A 22,229-nucleotide genomic window follows, 5' to 3' on the forward strand; every position below is an offset into this window, starting at 1 on the left:
CCGGCTTCAGCGCCAAACATCCGGTAGTTTGTATTGTTATAAAAGTATTAGAAAAACCAATCATCCCGCCCATTTTTGCAAATGAAATGAGCAGGACGAATAATCGAAATGATACCCGCCGGAAAATAGTAATCATCTTCACAAATAAAAAGTACTGCAATGTTCAGGTATTGTATCATCGTTGTTGGATTATTGCTGATGGGTGAATACCTGCATGCGCAAAATATTCAGCGGCCACCCAATGTGGTGGTCATATTGGCTGATGATCTTGGCTGGTACGATCTGTCATCATATGGCAGTACTTTTTATGAAACGCCCAATCTTGATGCGCTGGCAAAAAAAGGAATTCGTTTTACACAGGGATATGCCACCTGCCCGGTTTGCAGTCCGTCAAGGGCAAGTATGATGACGGGCAAATATCCTGTAAAGACCGGTGTTACCGACTGGATCCGTGGCAGGCAGGAAAATGGTAAAGCCTTGCCCTTTGAAAAATTAATTGCGCAGCCAACAGCCTACCAACTGGCACTTGCAGAAAACACCATTGCTGAGTTGGCAACAGCACAGGGGTATAAAACTTTTTTTGCAGGCAAATGGCATTTGGGTGAAGAAGAAAAATACTGGCCCGATCACCAGGGCTTTCAAATTAATAAAGGCGGATGGAGCAAAGGCTCTCCATCAGGAAAAATAAACGATAGCACGGGCGGATATTTTACTCCCTATGCCAATCCAAAATTAAGCGACGGGCCAAAGGGAGAATACATTACCGACAGGTTAACGAATGAATCGCTTGCATTTATTGAAAACAACAAACAACATCCCTTCTTGTTATTTTATGCATTGTATGCCGTGCATAATCCATTGCAGGCCCCGCAGGATCTGATAAAAAAATACAAGGCAAAGCAACAGCAGGTTGATGTTAAAATGAATGACAGGTTTGCCAAAGACGAGAGTTGGATGAAATATGAAAATGGCTGGAAAAGAAGACTGGTGCAGGATAACCCGGTGTATGCAGCCATGATTGAAAATATGGATTGGAATATCGGCAGGATACTGGAAGCATTAAAACAGTCAGGCATAGACGATAATACACTGGTTATTTTTACATCCGATAACGGGGGGTTGAGTACTGCAGAAGGTAGCCCCACGATGAATGGCCCGTTGCGTGGCGGTAAGGGCTGGCTGTACGAAGGTGGTATAAGGGTGCCGTTGATCATGTACTGGAAAGGAAAAATAATGGCAGGAGCAACTTCGGCAGTGCCTGTATGCACGGCAGATTTTTTTCCCACTATTGCAAAAGCAATAAATGGGGCTTATAAAAAAGACAGCAGCATTGATGGCGAAAATATTTTTCAAATGTTGTCAAACCCTGCAAAATATACAACGCGGCAACTTTTCTGGCATTATCCGCATTACAGTAACCAGGGCGGAAAACCAGGTTCGGCAATTCGGGAGGGCAATTACAAGCTGATTTATAATTATGAAAACGATAGCCTGGAGCTTTATAATATAACACTTGATATCGGAGAAAAGAACAACATAGCTGCGGAAAATAAAGAAATAGTGAACCGCTTAAAACGCAAACTATTTACATGGCTGCAAAAAACTAATGCATTAAGGCCTTTACCCAATCCCGGCTATAATCCTTCAGCAAAATCAACAGAAAAAAAACAGGACGAATAACGATAGAAAAATATCAATCATAGAACGGTTAGGTAGTCATTCATTTAATAGTCAACAAAGTTTTTAAACGAGTTCATGTTTAATAACTAAAAAAATGTGTTGAGAAAAGTTCAACAATCCTGCCAGGCTAATCGGTGCGAAATGAAAATCAAGCCGGTTTCTTGTGAACTGAATACACCGCATTTTTGAAGCGCTTACCTACCTGCTTTATAAAATATAATTGCTTACTTGCTATTGCATTTTTAAATACATAAAACCAAAACAATGCTTGCTTTAAATCGAAAACTTTTTGTGTGTTCAGGCCTGTGCTGCCTGTTGCTTTTAATAAGCCCACACCTATTTTCACAAAATGTTACCGTAAATGGTACCGTTATTAATGCTGCCGATAATACTGCGTTGCCGGGAGTATCAGTAGCAGAACAAGGTTCTTCCAAAGGAACTACTACTGATCAAAACGGTTCTTTTACCCTGCGGGTTGCTGCAAAAAAACCGGTATTGCTTTTTAGCAGCGTAGGGTTTGTAACCTACAAATTAACCTGGAATGGTTCGTCTGCTGTTGTAATAAAACTGGAACCGGTAACAGCAGCATTACAGGATGTAGTTGTTGTAGGCTATGGTGTACAGAAAAAAATTAATCTTACTGGCGCCACCCAAACCATCAGGTTTGATGATGCGGTAAACCAACCTGTTACAAATGCCGGGCAGCTTATGTATGGCAAGTTTTCCGGTGTTCAGCTTACCCAGGGCAGTGGTTTGCCGGGAGCCGACAACTCCAGCGTTACCATTAGAGGTGTAGGTACTTTTGGATCCACTTCTCCCTTAGTTGTTATTGATAATATCCAGTATATCGGTTTGGATGCATTTAATAATTTAGCACCTTCTGATATTGAATCGGTTTCTGTTTTAAAAGATGCGTCTGCCAGTGCTATTTATGGTGCCAGGGGCGCTAATGGCGTAATTGTGGTAACCACTAAAAAAGGAAAGAGTGGCGCCATGAGCGTAGTCTATAATTTTTACAAAGGCTATCAGCAGGTAACTGTTGTACCTCAATACCTGGACGCCGTTAATTATGCCATATTAAAAAATGAAAAAGATATTAACGCCAACGGTGCTACCGCACCCCTAAGGTATTCCGCTTCAAACATCCAGGCTTTAACGGACGGATCGGATCCCGACAGGTATGCCAATACAAACTGGGCAAAAGCAATTTTGAGAACAGCACCGGTAGAGAACCATTACCTGGCTTTTTCCGGCGGCAACGACAGAACCACTTTCCGGATTTCTTTGGGGTATCTGAACCAGGAAGCTGTGGTGAGAGGAAAATTTAAATCAGACCGGTTTAATTTAGGAATGAATATCAACTCAAAGTTAAAGGACTGGTTAACCATCTCCAATGTTACCAATGCTTCGTGGTCCAGGTTTAAAGGCCCGGCCGGAGGCCCGGATGCCATTACAGGTGAAACAGGTATCATTAACCAGTTTCAGCGGTCAACACCAACAGTGCCGGTATATTATTCAAATGGAAAATATGGTATTGTTGATGGCTCTTACCAGAACGTAAACTTTAGCTTCCCTGTTACGCATGCATTAATGAGAGGACTGCTGGGAGATTATGTAAGCGACGATATTACAATTGCAGACAGGTTTGGAATAAAAATTGATTTTAATAAAAACCTGTCATTCGAAACGAGCGGAAGCCTGAACCTGAGTATTGGTAATGTTTCAAATTTTAATCCCACCAACAATACCTACGATTATGATGGAATCCTGGTAGGAACAACTGCAGTAAATACATTAACCAACAACAGCAGTTTTAACTACAGGTTATTAAACGAGAATATATTGAGGTACAGCAGAAAATTCGGTCCAATGCACGACCTGTCTGTTCTGGTAGGCCAGTCGGTTAATTATAACAGGAATGACGGCTTTGCCGGTTCGTTATCGGGATTTCCTTCAAATTCATTGCAGGAGTTTAATGCAGGCGGTGTGTTAAACCCCAATGTTTCGGGCTCTGCAAACGAAGAAGCAGTACAGTCTTATTTTTCAAGGGTAAATTATATTTACAACGGTAAGTATCTTTTCGAGTTCAATATAAGAAGAGATGGTTCATCTAAATTTGGTGCTTCAAATCGCTACGGCACTTTTCCATCGGCATCTGCAGGCTGGAGAATCAGCCAGGAAAAATTCCTTAGCAACGTAAAGTGGATTTCAGATTTGAAACTAAGGGGCAGCTGGGGTATTACCGGTAATGATAATATTGGAAATTATATTTTTGATCAGACCTATAATGCGGGGCTGGATTACTTCCTGGGCACCGCCAATACGGTTGTGGGTGCTGTTGCTGTTACTGCACTTTCAAACCCCACTATCAGGTGGGAAAAAGTTGCACAGTATGACATAGGTCTGGATGCAGGATTTTTACACAACCAGTTATCCTTAACAGCCGATTATTTTAAACGCAGCAGTACCGACCTGTTGTATGGTAACTATCCCGTACCCAGCACCATTGGTGTTACTAACCTGGCTGCACAAAATGCTGCGTCTATGGTTAACAGTGGGTTGGAACTGGCGCTTAACTACAGGGGCAAAATTAAAACAGTTAACTATAGCTTTGGCGCAAGTGTAAGCAAGTTTGCCTATAACAAGGTAACCGGATTAGGCGACAGGGGACTGGAAACGATCGGCTCAGAAAGTATCGTAAGGATCGGGGTGCCGTTTAATGCTTACTATGGCTACAAGGTGATCGGCGTTTTTCAAACCGTTGCTGATGTAACCAAAGCTCCCGTACAATTTTCTAATCCCAGTCCTAAAACCGCCCCGGGAGATTTTCAATATGCAGACTTGTCTGGCCCCAAGGGGGTACCCGATGGTGTGATTGATGGATACGACAGAACAGTGATTGGTAACCCGTTTCCTAAAATGATCTATAATTTTAACGGAAGTGCAAGCTATAAGGGTTTTGATATCAACATTCTTTTTGAAGGCCTTAGTGGTTTGGATCGTCTGCTGAACGATAACGGACAACTACCAATGGAAGGCGACAGGAACAATGCGCTTTCTTATTGGATCAACAGGTGGACACCCACCAATCCGTCAACTACATTGCCACGCCTTGGCGGGCCTAATAATTCGGTTCCTTCCACATTCTATATTGAAGACGCTTCTTATTTACGCCTTAAAACCCTGGAAGCCGGTTATACTATACCCGCTACCGTTACTAAAAGAATCGGCGTGTCAAAATTAAGGGTCTATGTTGCAGGCCAGAATATTTTAACCTTTACAAAGTTGAAAAATTTTGATCCCGAAAGAGCAAGAGGCGGCAACACAGATCAGTTGACCCCGCTGTATAAAGTATTCACTTTTGGTTTAAACCTTAAATTTTAATTACAATGAGAAAGATATTAATTATAAGTTTCGTATTGGCATTTACCGGTTGTTCTAAAAATTTTTTAGACAAACATTCCCTTACTCAAATTGCATCAGCCAGCTTCTGGAAAACAGAACAGGATGCCATCTTAGGTATCAATGGTGTGTACGATGCTTTGCAGGACAGAAGTTTGTACAGTGGCACTTTAAATGGCGCAACAGGATTGGCCATGTTTGATAATTTTGGCGACAATTGCTACAACTCCTACAAGTTTGAAGGGCCGGGTAATTACATGATCGCAAATATTGATCCCACAGACAATGGAAAAAACCTTTTTACTCCTATATGGGTATCATCTTATAAAGGTATCGGAAGGGCAAATGTGGCAATAGAAAATATTGCGAATATGCCTGCCACGGCTATTTCTGATGCCAGTAAAAATACATTGCTGGGCCAGGCCCTTTTCCTCAGGGCACTTTTTTATATGAACCTGGCTATTTATTACCAGGATGTGCCCCTGATATTAAAAGCGCAAACTTTAGATGAGGCCTATGTACCTAAAAATTCTTACCAGGAAGTTTCGGCCCAGATCATTAAAGATTTAAAAGATGCTATCAGTAAACTCCCTGTTAGTTATCCGGTTGCTCAATATGGATATGCCACCAAAGGAGCTGCATTAGGTTTACTGGCCAGGTTTCAGTTGTACAATAAAGACTACCAGGGCGTATTAGACGCCACAGCAACGATCCTTACATTGGGTTACACACTCAATCCAAATTATTCGCAGCTGTTTACCGAAGCCGGTGAAACATCAAAAGAAATTATTTTCTCCGTGCGGTTTTATCAGGATGGTGGAGTTACCAATAACGGAGAAATGTTTTCTGCCACCTTTACTGCTTTACCAAAAGTGGATCAGCAACCAATGCCTAATTTGATAAAAGATTATTATTGTACTGACGGTAAACCAATTACCACATCTCCGTTATACAATGCATCAACGCCTAAAAATAACCGGGATCCCCGCCTGGCTGCTTCTGTGTATTTCAAAAATGATATTTTCCTCACAGATATCGCAAAGGTTTTTACAGGAAATACATCCACCACATACGGGCTTAAAAAATATCTCAGAACATTAAATACTTCTGCTTCAGGTGTGGCAGTTTTCAATCCCGGCGGGCAGGACTTTTATGTACTTCGCTATGCTGATGTATTACTAATGCGTGCCGAAGCTATGGTGGAATTAAATCAGCTGGGTACGGTGTCTGCATTGGTAAACCAGGTAAGGGCAAGGGCAGGCATGCCTACGGTAGAAAGTGTTGAAGGAACAGGGTTAAGCCAGGCTGTTTTAAGAGATATTGTAAGGCATGAAAGAAGAATTGAGCTGGCATTTGAAGGTTTGCGTTTTTTTGATTTAAAGAGATGGGGGACTGTTCAGCAGGCTTTTATGGCAGCATTGGCAGATAACGTTCCCGGATACACGGGTATCGTTTACCGGGGTGGAAAATCGGAAACATTTCCTATTCCGCAAAGTGAGCTGGATGCCAACTCAAGCCTGGTTCAAAATCCTAACTGGCAGTAAAGGTCTGTAGTCTGTAGCAATGATAAATGAAAATCGCTTCGCTGCAGCAATGTAACAGGTATACACCCGGCTGGCAAATATTTGGTGCATGCGTTTTCGGTTCATTAATTATTAAAAATAAAAAAGAGATATTATGTTTACAAAACTGTTTTTGGGCGTACTTATTTGCACTGCTTTCTCGTGCAAAAAAAGTGATACCGTTTCTAGTACGGCGAATACAACCCCATTTCAGCCCGGGCCAAAACTTACAGTGGCCAAAAGTGTGGACATGGGTGGCGTAAGGATAGACTTGAATCCGGATACTATTTATTCATCCACAAATAATGGGCTGGCTAAATTCGCACCGCTTCCTGCCGGTGTGGAAGATGCTATCGTTTCATTTTATTTACCCAGGGGCTATATGGCCACCTTTGCTGAAAACAGCGATGGTACAGGGGCATCATCCTGCTACGTGGCTGCACAAAGCGCCATCACAGCAAATCTTTCCACTGCTGTTCGCCGCAAGGTTTCATTTATCAGGTACATACCGGTAAACAATCCATTAAAAAAAGGAATTGCTTCTGTTGATAGTAATGCCGTAAAACTATTCAGCGCTTCATGGTATTATGGCTGGAGTATAAACAGGCCCTCCTTTGGTACAGAACAGTTTGTTCCCATGACATGGGGAAAAGGTACAGCAACAATTGATAATGTGGGCTACCTGGCAGGAAGGCCCGATGTGGACCATCTCTTATCATTCAACGAACCGGATAATGCTTCGCAGGCCAATATACCAATCATCGATACGGCTATTGCCAGGTATAAGACCATGATGCAATCGGGATTAAGGCTTGGGTCACCGGTAACTACGCAAGATCAAATGTCTGGCGCAGGTAAATGGGGAACTAATTTTATGGCTGCCGCACAGGCACTGCAATTAAGGGTGGATTTTATTCCGCTGCACTGGTACGACTGGGGTAATCAAACCAATAACCAGGCTACCGATTCGCTCACAGCAGAAGCCGTATTCGGCAGGTTTAAAAATTATATGGATAAAATCCATACTGCATACCCGGCACAACAGCTATGGGTAACCGAATTTAATGCTAATGCCACAAGAACATCGGCGGTGGTTCATAAATATTTTATGAAGCTTGCTTCAGACTGGATGAATGCAACCGATTATATCGAGCGGTACAGCTATTTCTTTCCTGCCGCAGTGCCTGCTGTAGATGCAACTGGTGCACTTACTGATGCCGGTAAATACTGGAATAACCTGGTTTCACCTGTTGCTTTTCCTGCAAATATTCAGTAAGATATATTAAATAGGATATCGTAAATTACTCATCCGTTGTTAAACTAAGACTCAAGGAATTATTTTGGGTCTTAGTTTATTCCTCAGCTTAATATGGTAAAATTTTTATTGCTTTTTGTTCTATCCAACCTGTTTGCTTTGCCGGCATCATACGACCCGTTGCCGCTCGGGCAGCTTTGGTACGATACGGAAGGCAGGATGATTAATGCGCATGGAGGAGGTATACTCAGCTATCGCAACACGTATTATTGGTTTGGCGAAGTGAAGGGAAGTGGAAAAGATGGCAACATTGCATTGGATGGCGTTAGCTGTTATTCTTCTAAAGATCTGCAACACTGGAAGAACGAAGGGCTGGCATTGAAAATGATTGCAGATACCAATAGTATGCTGCAACCGGGCTGTGTGTTGGAACGTCCCAAAGTGATCTATAATGCTAAAACCCAAAAGTTTGTGATGTGGTTTCATCATGAGTTAAAAAATAAAGGGTATAGTGCTGCACTGGCAGGATTGGCCATTGCAGATCAGCCGGCAGGGCCATATCGTTATATAAAAAGTATCAGGCCCAACCAGGGCGTGTGGCCTGCCAACTTTCCCGAAGATCAGAAGCATGCGTTGGATTATGCCATTCCAAAAAGATCGGATACCACCTGGAAGGAAAAAGTGATTGCAGGAATGTTTGTAAGAAGAGATTTTGAAAAAGGGCAGATGTCCAGAGATATGACATTATTTGCAGATGATAACGGTAATGCATACCAGATTACATCAGCGGAGGATAACCAGACTTTGCATGTATCCAAACTTAATGATGATTATACAGGATTTTCCGGAGAATACTACCGCATACTGCCGGGGCAAAGTAATGAGGCGCCCGCTATATTTAAATACCATAATAAATATTACCTGTTCACTTCAGGTACCACTGGATGGAAACCTAATCCCGGGCGTTCATTTGTTGCCGGTAATATTTACGGCCCGTGGAAATCTTTAGGCAATCCTGTAAGGGGTTCAGCAGATGATATGGCTACTACATTTCACTCTCAAAGTACCTATATATTAAAAGTAACCGGAAAAAAAGATAAGTACGTTTTTATGGGAGACCGGTGGACACCCGACAATGCAGCAGAAGGAAAATATATCTGGCTGCCGGTTACATTTGAATCGGGTGCTCCTGTTTTGTACTGGAGAGATTATTGGTCATTGGATTCACTATAGCCCGACATTTACCGGTTCATTTTTTTGTCAAACATTTTATCTGCCATGTTTACATATATTATACGCCGGCTTCGGATTGCCTGTTGAATATTGACGCATATACCCCCTTTTTATACTCCTATATTCCCGCCCCTTTATGTTGTTGATTGGTAAATTTATGCTGTTATGTTATTCAGCTTTTTACTAGATAATAAATGTTGTTCTTCTTTAAAAAATCAACTGTGCAATTAAATGCCGGGGATATTTTTTTAAAATCGAAACGATACCGTATCAGCTGAATTGAATGCTATAAACCTGTTTACCCGTGAACCAGGTATATAATCAAAATGATGCTTGTGAAAGATAAAATACAACAACTACTCGGGCTGTTTGATCAGCAATATGGCAATTCCGGTGAACCGATCATTGTGCGTTCTCCCGGCCGTGTCAATATCATTGGCGAACATACCGATTACAATGATGGATTTGTGTTGCCTGCAGCCATTGATAAAGCTGCTTATGTTACTGTTGCTTTAAGAGATGATGACGAAATACATTTACTGGCACAGGATCTTCATGAAACTTTTTCCACATCAATTAAAGATTTAAAGCCTGTAGGTGATGTAAGCTGGCCCAATTACATACTGGGTGCAATGGCGCAGTTTCAAAAAATGAATATACCACTTCGAGGTTTTGATGCAGTACTTACAAGTGATGTACCAATTGGTGCAGGCCTTTCTTCGTCGGCTGCGGTGGAATGCGCTTCCGTTTTTGCATTGAATGAATTATTGCAAACCAGGCTTGGTAAAATAGAGATGGTGCAGATGGCTCAAAAAGCGGAACATGAATATGCCGGCGTTATGTGCGGCATTATGGACCAGTTTGCTTCTGTAACAGGAAGGCGGGATCATGTTATTAAACTGGATTGCCGTTCGCTGCACTATGAATATGTACCATTTAAATCAGATGGAATAAAGATACTGCTGCTGAATACCAACGTAAAGCATTCGCTGGCTTCATCAGAATATAACACCCGCAGGCAAGAATGTGAACAGGCTGTGACCTGGATAAAAGAACATCACCCTGAAGTAAATTCTTTAAGGGATGCAACAGAAAAAATGCTGGACGAATGTGTTTTTCCAAAAGATAATTTAATAGACAAACGCAGCCGCTTTATTGTACAGGAAATAGAACGCCTGCAAAAAGGATGCGAAGACTTGATCAATGGAGATATCAGTGCACTTGGAAAAAAAATGTTTGCTACGCATGACGGGTTAAGCTACATGTATGCGGTGAGTTGTAAAGAATTGGATTACCTGGTCGACTTTGTACGTTATGATCCGGCTGTTATTGGCTCCCGTATGATGGGTGGTGGTTTTGGTGGCTGTACCATCAACCTGGTAAAGGAAGAAGCGGTAGAGGAATTATTAAAAAAAATACAACCGGCCTATGAAGAGGCCATGGGTTTGCCTTTAACTTATTATATCGCAACAATCGAAAACGGAACGTCCATCATCAGATAAATTATGTTTGATTTAAAAGAACATTCGCATACCAGGCTTAACCTGTTAACCGGTGACTGGATATTAGTATCACCACACCGTATGAAAAGGCCGTGGCAGGGTAAAACGGAAGATATTATTACAGAAGAGCGTCCTTCGTATAACCCTGGCTGTTATTTGTGCCCTGGCAACAGCCGGGCTGCAGGGAGCATTAACCCGGATTATAAAAAGCCATTTGTTTTTGTAAACGATTATGCCGCTTTGTTGGCGGATACACCAGCAGGTACGGTGGATGAAAATAATTTACTGGTAGCTAAAAGCGAAAGCGGTATTTGTAAAGTAATTTGTTTTTCACCAAAGCATAATCTTACCCTGCCGCAAATGAGTACAGCTGAAATAGAAGAGGTAATTACTTTGTGGCAGTACGAGTATCAGCAACTTTCAAGTAATCCTGCCATTAAGTACATACAAATTTTTGAAAACAAGGGCGATATCATGGGGTGCAGCAATCCGCATCCGCACGGGCAGATCTGGGCTTCATCATCTGTGCCCCTGGAAATTTCAAAAGAAACAACTCAACAAAAAAAATATTTTCAGCAGCATGATTGCAGTTTGTTGTCTGCCTATATAAATATCGAATTAAAAAAACAGGAAAGGATCATTCTGGAAAATGAACACTTTGTTGTGCTGGTTCCATTTTGGGCAATATGGCCTTACGAAACAATGATAATAAGTAAAAGGCATATTCAAAGCATTGTACAATTTAATGAAGCGGAGAAAAAAGCTTTTGCAGCAATACTAAAAGCGCTTACGGTGAAGTACGATAACCTGTTCAATATGTCTTTTCCATATTCTGCTGGTATGCACCAGGCACCGGTAAACGATGGCGAGCATACGGCCTGGCACTGGCACATGCATTTTTATCCGCCATTGCTGAGAAGTGCTTCCGTGAAGAAATTTATGGTGGGCTACGAAATGCTCGCCAATCCGCAACGGGATATTACCCCGGAGCAGGCAGCAGAAAAATTACGGAACCTGCCCGTTTTACATTATAGTCTTAATAAAAATTTATGAAGCGTGTACTGGTAACAGGTGGTTTAGGTTTTATTGGTTCTCATACCGTGGTGGAGTTGCAGCAGGCAGGTTATGAGGTGGTAATAGTGGATAATCTTAGCAATTCGCAGGCATTTATTTTAAATCGTATAGAGATGATAACCGGATGCAGGCCGGGATTTTATCAGGCAGATATTTGCGACAAAGCACTACTGGATGGAATATTTAAAAATGAAAAACCTTTTGATGCAGTGATACATTTTGCCGCATTAAAAGCAGTAGGAGAGTCGGTACGGGAACCATTAAAATATTTTCAAAACAATCTTGCCTCTTTAATGAACCTGCTGGATGGCATGATCAATGCCGGTTGTAATAAGCTGGTATTCTCCTCTTCAGCAACAGTTTATGGTTTTCCTGATGTATTGCCGGTAGACGAAAGAGCCCCTTTTAAAAAAGCACTTTCCGCTTACGGAAGCACCAAGCAAATGGGAGAAGAGATGATTGAAAAACTATGTGCAACAGGCGTTTTAAACGCCATTATACTACGATATTTTAACCCCGTTGGCGCACATTCATCCGGCCTTATTGGTGAATTGCCGTTAGGCGTGCCGAATAACCTCATGCCATATTTAACGCAGACAGCAATCGGTAAACAAAAAGAACTGATCGTTTTTGGTAATGATTACGACACGCCGGATGGCAGTTGCCTGCGGGATTATATTCATGTAGTTGATCTGGCAAAAGCGCATGTAAAATGTTGTCATCGGCTTATTGATAATATTGCACCGGAGGCCTGCGAAATCTTTAATGTGGGTACAGGTAATGCAATATCTGTGTTGGAATTGATCAAACAATTTGAGATCACAAATGCAATACAATTACAATACACCATTGGTAAACGCCGGCCTGGTGATGCACCAGCGTTATATGCTGATGTTCACAAGGCAAATACAGTAATGCAATGGAAAGCAGAAAAAACGCTGACTGATATGGTAGGGGACGCATGGCGGTGGGAGCAGCGACTGGCGGAGGAAAAATAGCATAATATTTTTATTACTATAGCAACCAAGCAACACAAATTCTAAATCATCAAACCGGCTTAATATGAACAGTTTAGTAACTGCCGATTATCTTGTATTCACCTTTTACTTTCTGCTGGTAACCTCTTATGGTATCTGGATATACAAAAGAAAAAAGAAGGCAGTGGTGGACACCAAAGATTTTTTCCTGGCAGAAGGATCACTTACCTGGTGGGCAATTGGTGCATCGCTGATCGCATCCAATATATCCGCTGAACAATTTATCGGAATGAGCGGCGCCGGTTTTTCTATGGGTATAGCAATTGCAGCCTACGAATGGATGGCAGCCATTGCACTGATCATCATTGCCATCTGGTTCATGCCCATCTACCTGAAAAATAAAATATTTACCATGCCGCAGTTTTTAAAACAGCGGTATAATGAATCCGTGAGTCTGATCATGGCAATATTCTGGTTATTTCTTTACGTATTTGTCAACCTCACTTCCATACTTTTTCTTGGTGCACTGGCAATAAATAATCTTACCGGCGGAGCACATTTTCACCTCATTATGATCTTGCTGGCTTGCTTTGCACTCTTTATTACACTGGGAGGAATGAAGGTGATTGGTTATACAGACGTGATACAAGTGGTAGTGCTAATTATTGGCGGGCTGGTTACTTCTTATATTGCGCTGGTACTGGTAAGCGAGCATTTTGGAATGGGAAAAAATATGCTGGCAGGGTTTAATAAATTAATGGAAGATGCACCGGAACATTTTAAAATGATATTTGATAAGCCAGGCGAAAACGCCACACAGGCAGAAGTGAATAATTATCTGGCGCTTCCGGGTATTGCTATGTATGCCGCGGGGCAGTGGATTGCCAATTTAAATTACTGGGGATGTAATCAGTACATCACACAAAGAGCGTTAGGGGCCGATTTAAAAACGGCCCGTACAGGAATATTATTTGCAGGTTTTTTAAAAATAATGATGCCTGTTATTGTAATGCTTCCGGGGATAGCTGCATTTGTATTGCATAAAAACGGAGGGCTGCAGGCGCAAATGCTGGCTAATGGAAAAGTAAGTGCAGACAATGCCTATCCCGCCATACTTGCCTATTTGCCTAATGGGTTAAAGGGATTATCCATTGCTGCATTAACGGCTGCTATCGTAGCATCGCTCGCCGGAAAAGTAAACAGCATCTCCACTATTTTTACCCTGGACATTTATAAAAAATATATCAATAAGCAGGCAACAGAAACTAACATGGTATGGCGGGGAAGGATCGTTATCGGAATAGCGATGGCTATTGCTATTGCATTTACATGGAACGATTTATTAGGTATCAGCAGCGAAGGCGGATTTATTTTTATACAGAAATATACAGGGTTGATCAGCCCGGGTGTATTTGCGATGTTTATTCTTGGTTTTTTCTGGAAGCGTACTACCGGCCCTGCAGCTATAGCTGGTTTATTATCCGGATTTTTATGTTCCTTATTTTTTATGAATTATGCACCGGGTGTTTTTGGAAACCAGACATGGCTTTATACTGCATTCAGAAATAGCGGTGGTGTTTATGAAATACCATTCCTGCTTAACATGGGGTACAGTTTCTTTTTTGCAATAGCGGTAATGGTGGGCATTAGTTTACTAAGCCCTGCAGTAAATCCTAAAGGATTGGAAATTGACCGCAGTATGTTTAAGATTAAACCTTTGCATACAGTGCTTATCATAATTATTCTGTTGCTGATCACATTGATCTATGTAAAATTCTGGTAAGCAGTGATGATTTGTTTTATAAAAAGTATATTTTTTTATTAATCTCTTCACCAGGTTTGTTTTACCAGTTGCTTTGGATCAATGTAGTAGGTTCAAAAAATATTTCGCAAAAACGATAAGGTTTGCTGTATTTATTTTTACAGCAGAAGCATGGGTGTGCTTCTCCAATCAACGCTTCAAATTTTCTAAGCAATTTTTACAAGGAATCCTTTTATTGAATTTCCGGATCCTGATTTTGGCACTTCCAATTCTTCCTTTTTAAAAAGTGCAACAATTGGGTAAACCTGTCAAACAAATAATCCATTAATATCTTTTTGGGAATGCAGTTATCAAAATACCTGGCAGTGGAGCTACGCTTAAAGAGATTAAAATAAAAAAAGGAGATTACCAAAACAGTAATCTCCTTTAGCTAGTGACCGCGTTAGGATTCAAACCTAAAACCTTCTGATCCGTAGTCAGATGCTCTATTCAGTTGAGCTACGCAGCCATTTATTCGGGGTGCAAATATAGTTAGTTTATACTTTCTGTCCAAACATTTACAGGCCGGAAAGAAAACTATCGTGAATATAATCCACCACATTCACCAGGTTCTTGCTTTCTTCGTATACTTTCAGCTGCCTGTCGGCGCCGGTACCCTGTTCCATCATTTTATGCACATGGTTTACCGCATGGCGGCTACCCAGGTGAGGCACCACGTCATCTATAAAATCCAGCAATTCATATAATAAAACCCTGGTATTTACCTCACTTTCTTTACCAAAATCAATCAGGCTGCCATCTATGCCATAGCGGCTGGCACGCCATTTATTTTCGTTCAGCAAAGCCCGGCTGTACATCATAAAATTCAGGTTTTGCATCCGGAGTTTGTATAATTTGGCACAAATACCCTGGAATAAGGCCGCTATTGAAATCGTTTCCTGCACAGTCATCGGGATATCGCAGATCCTGAACTCAACGGTATTAAAGAAAGGATGTACCCTGAGGTCCCACCATATCTTTTTGGCATTATCAATACAATTGGTCTTTATCAGCAGCTTTACATAGTTATCGTATGCCTCTATGCTTTCAAAAAAATCAGGGATGCCCGTACGGGGAAATTTATCAAATACCTTGGTGCGGAAAGATTTGTACCCGGTTAAACGGCCCTCCCAAAAAGGAGAGTTGGTACTTAAGGCATAAATATGGGGTAAAAAATACCGGGCACTATTGGCAATATGAATAGCCATTTCACGGGTTTCCATGCCTACATGTACATGCAGGCCAAAAATTAAATTACTGCGGGCAGCTTCCTGCAACTCATTTACAATTTCGTTATAGCGGGCATGGTCGGTTATCAGCTGGCTTTCCCAATGGCTGAAGGGGTGGGTGCCCGATGCGCCGATCCATAAGCCAAGGTCGCCCGCAATACCGCTGATTGTTTTACGGAGCGTACTCACATCCATAAAAGCTTCGTCCACATCAGCACAAATATCAGTACCTACTTCTACTACGGCCTGGTGCATTTCTGCCTTCACCTTATCTTTTATTACTTTTTGCCCTTCCTGTACAATCTTTTGCTGATGGCTTTTCAATTCCCTGGTTACAGGATCAATTACCATATATTCTTCTTCAACCCCCAGTGTAAAATGTTTGTATGATAGATTTGCCATGTTGTAATTTAATTAAAGTTTAAAAATTTCATTCATCGGTATGCTTAATCCTTTTAAGACTGAAGAAGTAATATTTTCATTGGCTTCGTAAATCTGGGGCCTGCCATATTGCTCATTTTCATCCAGCAGAAATACATGAATCTGTTTATACTCCGGGTATACTAACCAGTACTCGAGTACGCCATTTTCTTCATACAGGTCAAATTTATATTTCGTTTCTACTCTTGTATTTCCCGGACTTAATATTTCAACTATCAGGTCAGGAGCCCCATCAACACTACGGATGTCTTTTAATTTTTCTTCGTCACAAACTATAATTATATCAGGCTGTACAACTGTTGTGATCTCATTATCTTTCAATTTTTTCTTTCTGAATGGTTTTCCTTTTAGCCTTACGTCAACCGGGGCATGAAGCATTTGACAAGGTTTACCTTGCAGAAAAGAAATTAATTGAGCTTCCAGCCTTATAGAGATTTGTTGATGCTTAACCGTTGGTGCCGGGCTCATCTTAAAAATCTTACCCTTTATCAATTCAATCCGTTCTTTAAAATTCCAGGTAAGATAATCCGCATAAGTAAATCCATACTCACTCTCCGGCTCCTGCACCAATTCTTCACTTAAATCATCATGCACTATTGTTAAATAATTCTTCATTCATTAATACAGTTTCTTTTTAGAAGAACTGTTGGTGATATACGTGCCCCATGTTAAATTATCCATATCATCTTTATGTTCCAAAGCTTTTTCTATGGCATAATTAGCTGCAGTTTCCACTACCCAGTCAAAATTTTCCTGTCCTACGCTGGTTACTTCCGCATCGGGCGCAGGGTTGCAAAAATCAATGGCATATGGTACACCGTCACGTATAGCCAATTCAACAGTATTAAAATCGTAACCTAAGTAATGGCAGATACGCAATACTATATCTTCCATTAATTTATATCTTTCCGGCGATGGTTTAAAGTCGGCCACATAGCGTAGGTGATGTGGATTACGTGGTTCGTAAGGCATAATGCGTACATACTTGCCGCCAATACAATAGCAACGGTAATATTCGTCAAATTTTATTTCTTCCTGCAGCATCATTACCAGTTGTTCTGTTTCAGCATGCTTTTCAAAAAACTCTTCTATACTGTTTAGTTGATATACACTTTTCCAGCCACCACCTGCAAATGGTTTCATGTAAGCCGGAAAACCGATGTATTTAAAAATACCTTCCCAATCTAACGGGTAGGCTAAGTTGCTGAAAGATTCATCTGACGTATCTGTTGGTAAATCCTTACTGGGTAAAATAACTGTTTTAGGAACCGGCACTCCAATTTTTGTGGCCAGGCAGTTATTGAAAAACTTTTCATCAGCACTCCACCAAAACGGGTTGTTGATTACGGTAGTGCCACACAATGCAGCATTTTTTAAATAGGCCCTGTAAAAGGGAACGTCCTGGCTTATCCTGTCGAAGATAACCGCATAGCCGCTGGGCTCGCCCTGCATTACTTTATCAATGTATACAGGCTCGGCAATAATGCCATCAATTTTTTTGCTGTTTACCCTATCTATAAAGGCCATGGGAAAACTTCTTTCTTTCCCGAAGAGCATGCCAATTTTCTTCATAACAGTTGGTTTTATTTTTTAAATAAATTTATTGTGCCGTATTCAAATATATTTTTTCGCCGCCAATAAAACAAATATTGTTTGATTTAGGATGTAGGATTTATGATGTATGATATCCCAAATCCTAAATCATACATCCTACATCTGGTTTCGTCTTCTTTCCTTAATTTTGAAACTATGGACAAAGAAAGAGCTGCCGGTGTTATTGTTGAAAATCATCTATTGCAATCAGAATTTTTAGTCAGACAGGTAAAAGTGGATTGTTACGTTCCTCATCAAATGAAGGATACCGCTGCACTCAGCCTGCTACTCATCAATGACGGGCAGGACCTGGTAACAATGAACTTTGAAGGCATATTAGATACACTCTACAGCACTAACGATATACAACCATTATTTTGTGTGGGTATTCATTGTTCTTCTGACAGGAAAAATGAATACGGCACTGCAAAAATTTTAGATTATAAAGGCCGTGGTGCCAAAGCCGCTTTATATACCCGTTTTGTTTTTGAAGAACTATTACCATTTATCCGCACTACTTATGGCATACAATCTTTTAAAGAAAAATCGTATGCAGGTTTTTCTCTTGGCGGCCTCAGTGCATTAGACATAGTGTGGAATAATCCGCAGGAATTCAGAAGGGTGGGTGTTTTCAGCGGATCGCTGTGGTGGAGGGATAAAGACCAGGATGATGCCGATTTTAATGAGGATACTGATCGTATCATGCACCGGCAAATAAAAGAGGGCGCATATGCTCCCTGGCTGAAATTCTTTTTTGAAGTGGGAACACAGGATGAAACTGCCGATAGAAATAATAATGGAATTATAGATTCTATTGACGATGCATTAAGTTTAATTGACGACCTGGAAGCAAAAGGGTATAACAAAGACACCGATATCCGGTACCTTGAACTACAGGAAGGGCGGCATGATGTACCAACATGGGCAAGTGCTTTCCCTGATTTTTTAAAATGGGGTTGGGGTTACTTTAATAAAGAATTATTGGATTAAAATGCCACTTAAAATATACGAAAAGCCCCGAAAATTTTCGGGGCTTTTTGTTGTTGTGCTTTTATATTGCTTAAAAGATATAGCGTATACCTAACTGGCCCTGCCATACATCAGCAATTGATGTTCCTTTTCTGTAAGTTTCATATGTTAAACTGTTGTTTACAGTATTCATTTTAAAGTAAGGAACGCCGTTTGCATCTACTCTTGAATATGCTAATGGAGAGGTAGTATTGGTTACGTAAGCAACACCCCATTTGTGGTCGATCATGTTACCAATGTTAAAGATATCGGCTCTGAACTGGATGGTATGCCTTTGTTTACCAAAGTTTTTAAATATTTCCACCATTGCAGACAGATCAAACCTTGAAAGCATGGGTTGCAATACACCATTTCTTTGTGCAACCTGGCCCCTGTGATTTTTCAGGTAAGAGTTGTTTTGAATATACGCTTCAAACGCATCTTTTTGTTGCTGTACAGTAAATGGTGTAGTTCCTGTAATGGCATCAAAATTCATCTCACTCTGGTCTTTAGGAATGTACATCAGATCGTTACCGCTGATACCATCACCATTCATATCGTTAGAATAGCCATATCCAAATCTGCCCTGGCTTTGAGACTGTCCGTACAAAGAGATCTGTAAAGCAGCAGCCTTGGCAAATTCTTTTCTGTAGGTAACATTACCAATGATGCGGTGCCTTGTATCGTTATCACTGAAAGAATTGTCAGGTAAGTTGTTACCATTAACCGTTCTGGTAGAAGTAAAACTGCTGAATGCAATTGTACTTGCACTGGAATAATCTTTGGTACGTCCAAAGTTATAAGCGATCATCCAGCTTAATCCTTTTTGTAAAGGTTGCTCTAATTTAAGGGTTACGCTGGTATTAGAACCGTAAGGACGGCTGGCTAAAACAGTAGCATCATTTACATTAGAGTTAATTCTTACTGCCGCTGCACTACCTGCAAACTTAGGGCGTTTATCAGGGCCTGCAAATGTTGTGGTAGGCACTTTCTGGTTAGCGTTATAATAGAAAATATTGCTTAAGCTCTGTGTAAATAAGAATTCAGCAGAACCCACAATACCACCAATTATTTTCTGGTCTACAGCCATATTGGTTCTGAATACCTGCGGAAAGCGGAAATTCTTTTCAATAGGTGCAATATTATAACTTGGTGCCGGTGAGCTTGGGTTAGGAGTAGGCACATTACGGTTAATATTCGGGCTGAAAGGATAGTTAACAGTATTATCCTGGCTTATCTGTCCTGCCTGCATACCGTTGTTACCCACTGCATTACTTACAAATACAAATGCAGGGCGGCCTGAGAATAAACCTAAACCTCCACGCAATTGTGTTTTCTTATCGCCTTTAAGATCGTAGTTAAAACCAAACCTTGGGTTGATCATCAGTTTTGCAGATGGTAATTGAGAAGTACTCAATTTGGTAGGGTTACCATTTTCATCAACAAAACTATAGCCGGCAACCTGTGGATTGTAAACGGCATTTGATGTAAAGAATGGTACATCAAAACGAACACCGTAAGTGATATTCAGTTTGTCTTCAATCTGCCATTCGTCTTGAATGTAAGCACCGATATTTTTTGCTTGTGTAATTGCATTCCATACTTCATTACCTGCAAGGTTACTGAAACCTAAAATATACCTTCTTAACTGAACAGGGTTTGTGGCCATGTTATTATTGGCAAGGTAAGCGTTGGCAGAAGTATAAAAATCTGCAAGGCTCTTAAAAATGTATTGTCCCTGTATCTGTGGTGTAAACTGGTTAAAGAATTTAAATGACTCAAAATTTGCACCGGCTGAAGTGGTGTGTTTACCATTGTAGAAAGTGATATTGTCAGAAGCCTGCCAGGTATCAGTAAACAATTTATTGTTTGGTGTAAATGGCTCTGCACCAAAAGAAATATAGTTTCTGTCGGCTGTAGTACCATCCAATATATCAACCAATGGAAAAAGTTTTCCTTTTACAGCCCTGTAATCCCTGTTAGCTGTCCAGCCAAAGATCAATTCATTAGAGATTTTATTGCTGATACGGGTATTTAACTGGCCGATCAGGGAATAGATATCATTATTGATCTCGTAGTTGTTGTTGGAATAGTTCATGGTATTTAAATTACTTACCCTTGAACCTCCCAATACGCCTGAAGAACTTGCGCCAATATCTTTGAAAGATCTTAACGAGTTAAAACGTACACTGAATTTATTTTTATTGCTGATATTCCAGTCGATCTTGGCTAATATCTTGTAACTTTTGGTAATGAAATCATAGCCCTCATATTTACCCGGATCGTATCCGAAATTGGTATTTAAGAAACTCGATAAAGCATCAAGGTCAGTTTTTTTAACTCTTGACACGTTGGTTTGCCCGGTATTAGTACCATTATCTGATACAAAAGCTGTTCCCGGGTCGTTTCTTTTTTCATTTTCGTAGTTGGCAAAAAAGAACAATTTGTTTTTGATGATCGGTCCGCCAAGGCTGAACCCGAATTGCTTAACATCAAAATTTGCGATGGTAACTGGTGTTTTACCATCAGAACCGGCTTTAGTACCTACCAGGCTCTGGTTACGGTTATTGTAAAATGCAGAACCATGGAAAGTGTTGGTACCACTGCGGGTAACCGCATTAATACTGGCGCCGGTAAAACCTGCATCTTTTACACTATAAGGCGATACGTTAACCTGTATCTCCTCAATCGCATCTACAGAAATAGGAGAGGCGCTCGTCTGGCTGCCGGGCAATGCCTGTAAACCAAAAGAGTTGTTGAAGATAGAACCATCAACAGTAAGGTTAATAAAACGGTTATCCTGTCCGGCAAATGAAGTACCACTTGCCTGTGGTGTTAACTTGGTAAAATCGGTGATATTCCTGGAAAGTGTAGGTAAAGCTGCAATCAACCTTCTGTTGATATTGGTTGAAGTTCCTTTTCTGTCCTTAGAGATCAGGGAACCTTTTCTTGCTGCGCCTGATACAATTACTTCTTTTAAACTTGAATTAGCGTCATTTAAAACCACATTTATTTTAGAAGCCTCACCCAATTGAACGTTTACATCAGTAATTACTTCGGGTTTAAAACCTACAAAACTTATAGTAACCCTGTATGGTCCGCCAACCCTTAAGCTGGGAATGTTAAATACACCGTTTTTGCCGGAGGTACCTCTGTAAAGGGTTCCGGAAGGTTCGTGAAGTACTTCGATGGTAGCCCCGGTTAAATCAGCACCTTTTGCATCTTTAACGCTTCCGCTGATGCTACCGGTGGTTACCTGGGCAGCTAAAGCAAAGGGAAAAGCCAATAGTACAATTAGTAAACGTACAATTTTCTTGATTCTCATAATAGTTTGTTTTTACGGTGGCAAAGAAACTAAATAATTGGCGAATTTGAGCCAACTTTTATTAACAAATTCTAGGGCAACAATATGCTTCTGTTTGCTGCTTTACCGCAAAAGGCGTCTATTTTATTATGTATTTAATGCTTATCA

The 22,229-nt window shown here is 40.8% G+C and carries 14 protein-coding genes and 1 tRNA gene; 10 read left to right on the forward strand and 5 right to left on the reverse strand.

The window, feature by feature from the left end; all coding sequences use genetic code 11:
* Positions 1 to 159: 159 nt before the first annotated feature.
* The 9 genes from ACYVM0_RS01110 (at position 160) to ACYVM0_RS01150 (ending at position 14,468) form a co-directional block, all read left to right on the forward strand.
* Entirely contained in the window at positions 160 to 1,680 is a 1,521-nt protein-coding gene (locus tag ACYVM0_RS01110; protein WP_460551177.1) for a sulfatase, read from the forward strand.
* 264 nt (positions 1,681 to 1,944) lie between these two features.
* Positions 1,945 to 5,064 (forward strand): SusC/RagA family TonB-linked outer membrane protein, encoded by a 3,120-nt coding sequence (locus tag ACYVM0_RS01115; protein WP_460551180.1) that lies wholly within the window; start codon positions 1,945 to 1,947, stop codon positions 5,062 to 5,064.
* Positions 5,065 to 5,069: 5 nt separating this feature from the next.
* Complete coding sequence (locus tag ACYVM0_RS01120) at positions 5,070 to 6,626, forward strand: RagB/SusD family nutrient uptake outer membrane protein (protein ID WP_460551183.1); 1,557 nt, start codon at positions 5,070 to 5,072, stop codon at positions 6,624 to 6,626.
* A gap of 133 nt (positions 6,627 to 6,759) precedes the next feature.
* Complete coding sequence (locus ACYVM0_RS01125; protein WP_460551186.1) at positions 6,760 to 7,920, forward strand: glycoside hydrolase family protein; 1,161 nt, start codon at positions 6,760 to 6,762, stop codon at positions 7,918 to 7,920.
* Between the two features lie 93 nt (positions 7,921 to 8,013).
* A complete protein-coding gene (locus ACYVM0_RS01130) occupies positions 8,014 to 9,132 on the forward strand; it encodes a glycoside hydrolase family 43 protein (RefSeq protein ID WP_460551189.1) in 1,119 nt (372 codons plus the stop codon).
* A gap of 335 nt (positions 9,133 to 9,467) precedes the next feature.
* Positions 9,468 to 10,634 (forward strand): galactokinase, encoded by a 1,167-nt coding sequence (gene galK, locus ACYVM0_RS01135; RefSeq protein WP_460551192.1) that lies wholly within the window; start codon positions 9,468 to 9,470, stop codon positions 10,632 to 10,634.
* 3 nt (positions 10,635 to 10,637) lie between these two features.
* On the forward strand, positions 10,638 to 11,687 hold the full coding sequence (locus tag ACYVM0_RS01140) for a galactose-1-phosphate uridylyltransferase (protein WP_460551195.1): 1,050 nt from the start codon (positions 10,638 to 10,640) through the stop codon (positions 11,685 to 11,687).
* Positions 11,684 to 12,706, forward strand: coding sequence for an NAD-dependent epimerase/dehydratase family protein (galE, locus tag ACYVM0_RS01145; RefSeq protein WP_460551198.1), 1,023 nt, complete (start codon positions 11,684 to 11,686; stop codon positions 12,704 to 12,706). The genes ACYVM0_RS01140 and galE overlap by 4 nt, the downstream gene beginning before the upstream one ends.
* 64 nt (positions 12,707 to 12,770) lie before the next feature.
* Positions 12,771 to 14,468 carry an SLC5/6 family protein gene (locus ACYVM0_RS01150; protein ID WP_460551201.1) on the forward strand — a complete coding sequence of 566 codons (1,698 nt, stop codon included), beginning with the start codon at positions 12,771 to 12,773 and terminating at the stop codon, positions 14,466 to 14,468.
* Positions 14,469 to 14,881: 413 nt separating this feature from the next.
* Here ACYVM0_RS01150 and ACYVM0_RS01155 read toward each other — a convergent pair.
* From ACYVM0_RS01155 to ACYVM0_RS01170, 4 genes are all read right to left on the reverse strand, one after another.
* Positions 14,882 to 14,955, reverse strand: a tRNA-Arg gene (locus ACYVM0_RS01155).
* Positions 14,956 to 15,004: 49 nt separating this feature from the next.
* A complete protein-coding gene (locus ACYVM0_RS01160) occupies positions 15,005 to 16,117 on the reverse strand; it encodes a carboxylate-amine ligase (protein WP_460551204.1) in 1,113 nt (370 codons plus the stop codon).
* Between the two features lie 12 nt (positions 16,118 to 16,129).
* On the reverse strand, positions 16,130 to 16,771 hold the full coding sequence (locus ACYVM0_RS01165) for a Uma2 family endonuclease (protein WP_460551207.1): 642 nt from the start codon (positions 16,769 to 16,771) through the stop codon (positions 16,130 to 16,132).
* Between the two features lie 3 nt (positions 16,772 to 16,774).
* On the reverse strand, positions 16,775 to 17,728 hold the full coding sequence (locus ACYVM0_RS01170; RefSeq protein WP_460551210.1) for an ATP-grasp domain-containing protein: 954 nt from the start codon (positions 17,726 to 17,728) through the stop codon (positions 16,775 to 16,777).
* Positions 17,729 to 17,905: 177 nt separating this feature from the next.
* Here ACYVM0_RS01170 and ACYVM0_RS01175 point away from each other — a divergent pair, with 177 nt between their 5' ends.
* Positions 17,906 to 18,739, forward strand: a complete 834-nt coding sequence (locus ACYVM0_RS01175; RefSeq protein ID WP_460551212.1) for an alpha/beta hydrolase — start codon at positions 17,906 to 17,908, stop codon at positions 18,737 to 18,739.
* A gap of 70 nt (positions 18,740 to 18,809) precedes the next feature.
* Here the strand turns inward: ACYVM0_RS01175 and ACYVM0_RS01180 are convergent, their stop codons facing one another.
* On the reverse strand, positions 18,810 to 22,082 hold the full coding sequence (locus ACYVM0_RS01180) for a TonB-dependent receptor (protein WP_460551215.1): 3,273 nt from the start codon (positions 22,080 to 22,082) through the stop codon (positions 18,810 to 18,812).
* Positions 22,083 to 22,229: the final 147 nt, after the last annotated feature.

The organism is Ferruginibacter profundus (assembly GCF_054783275.1).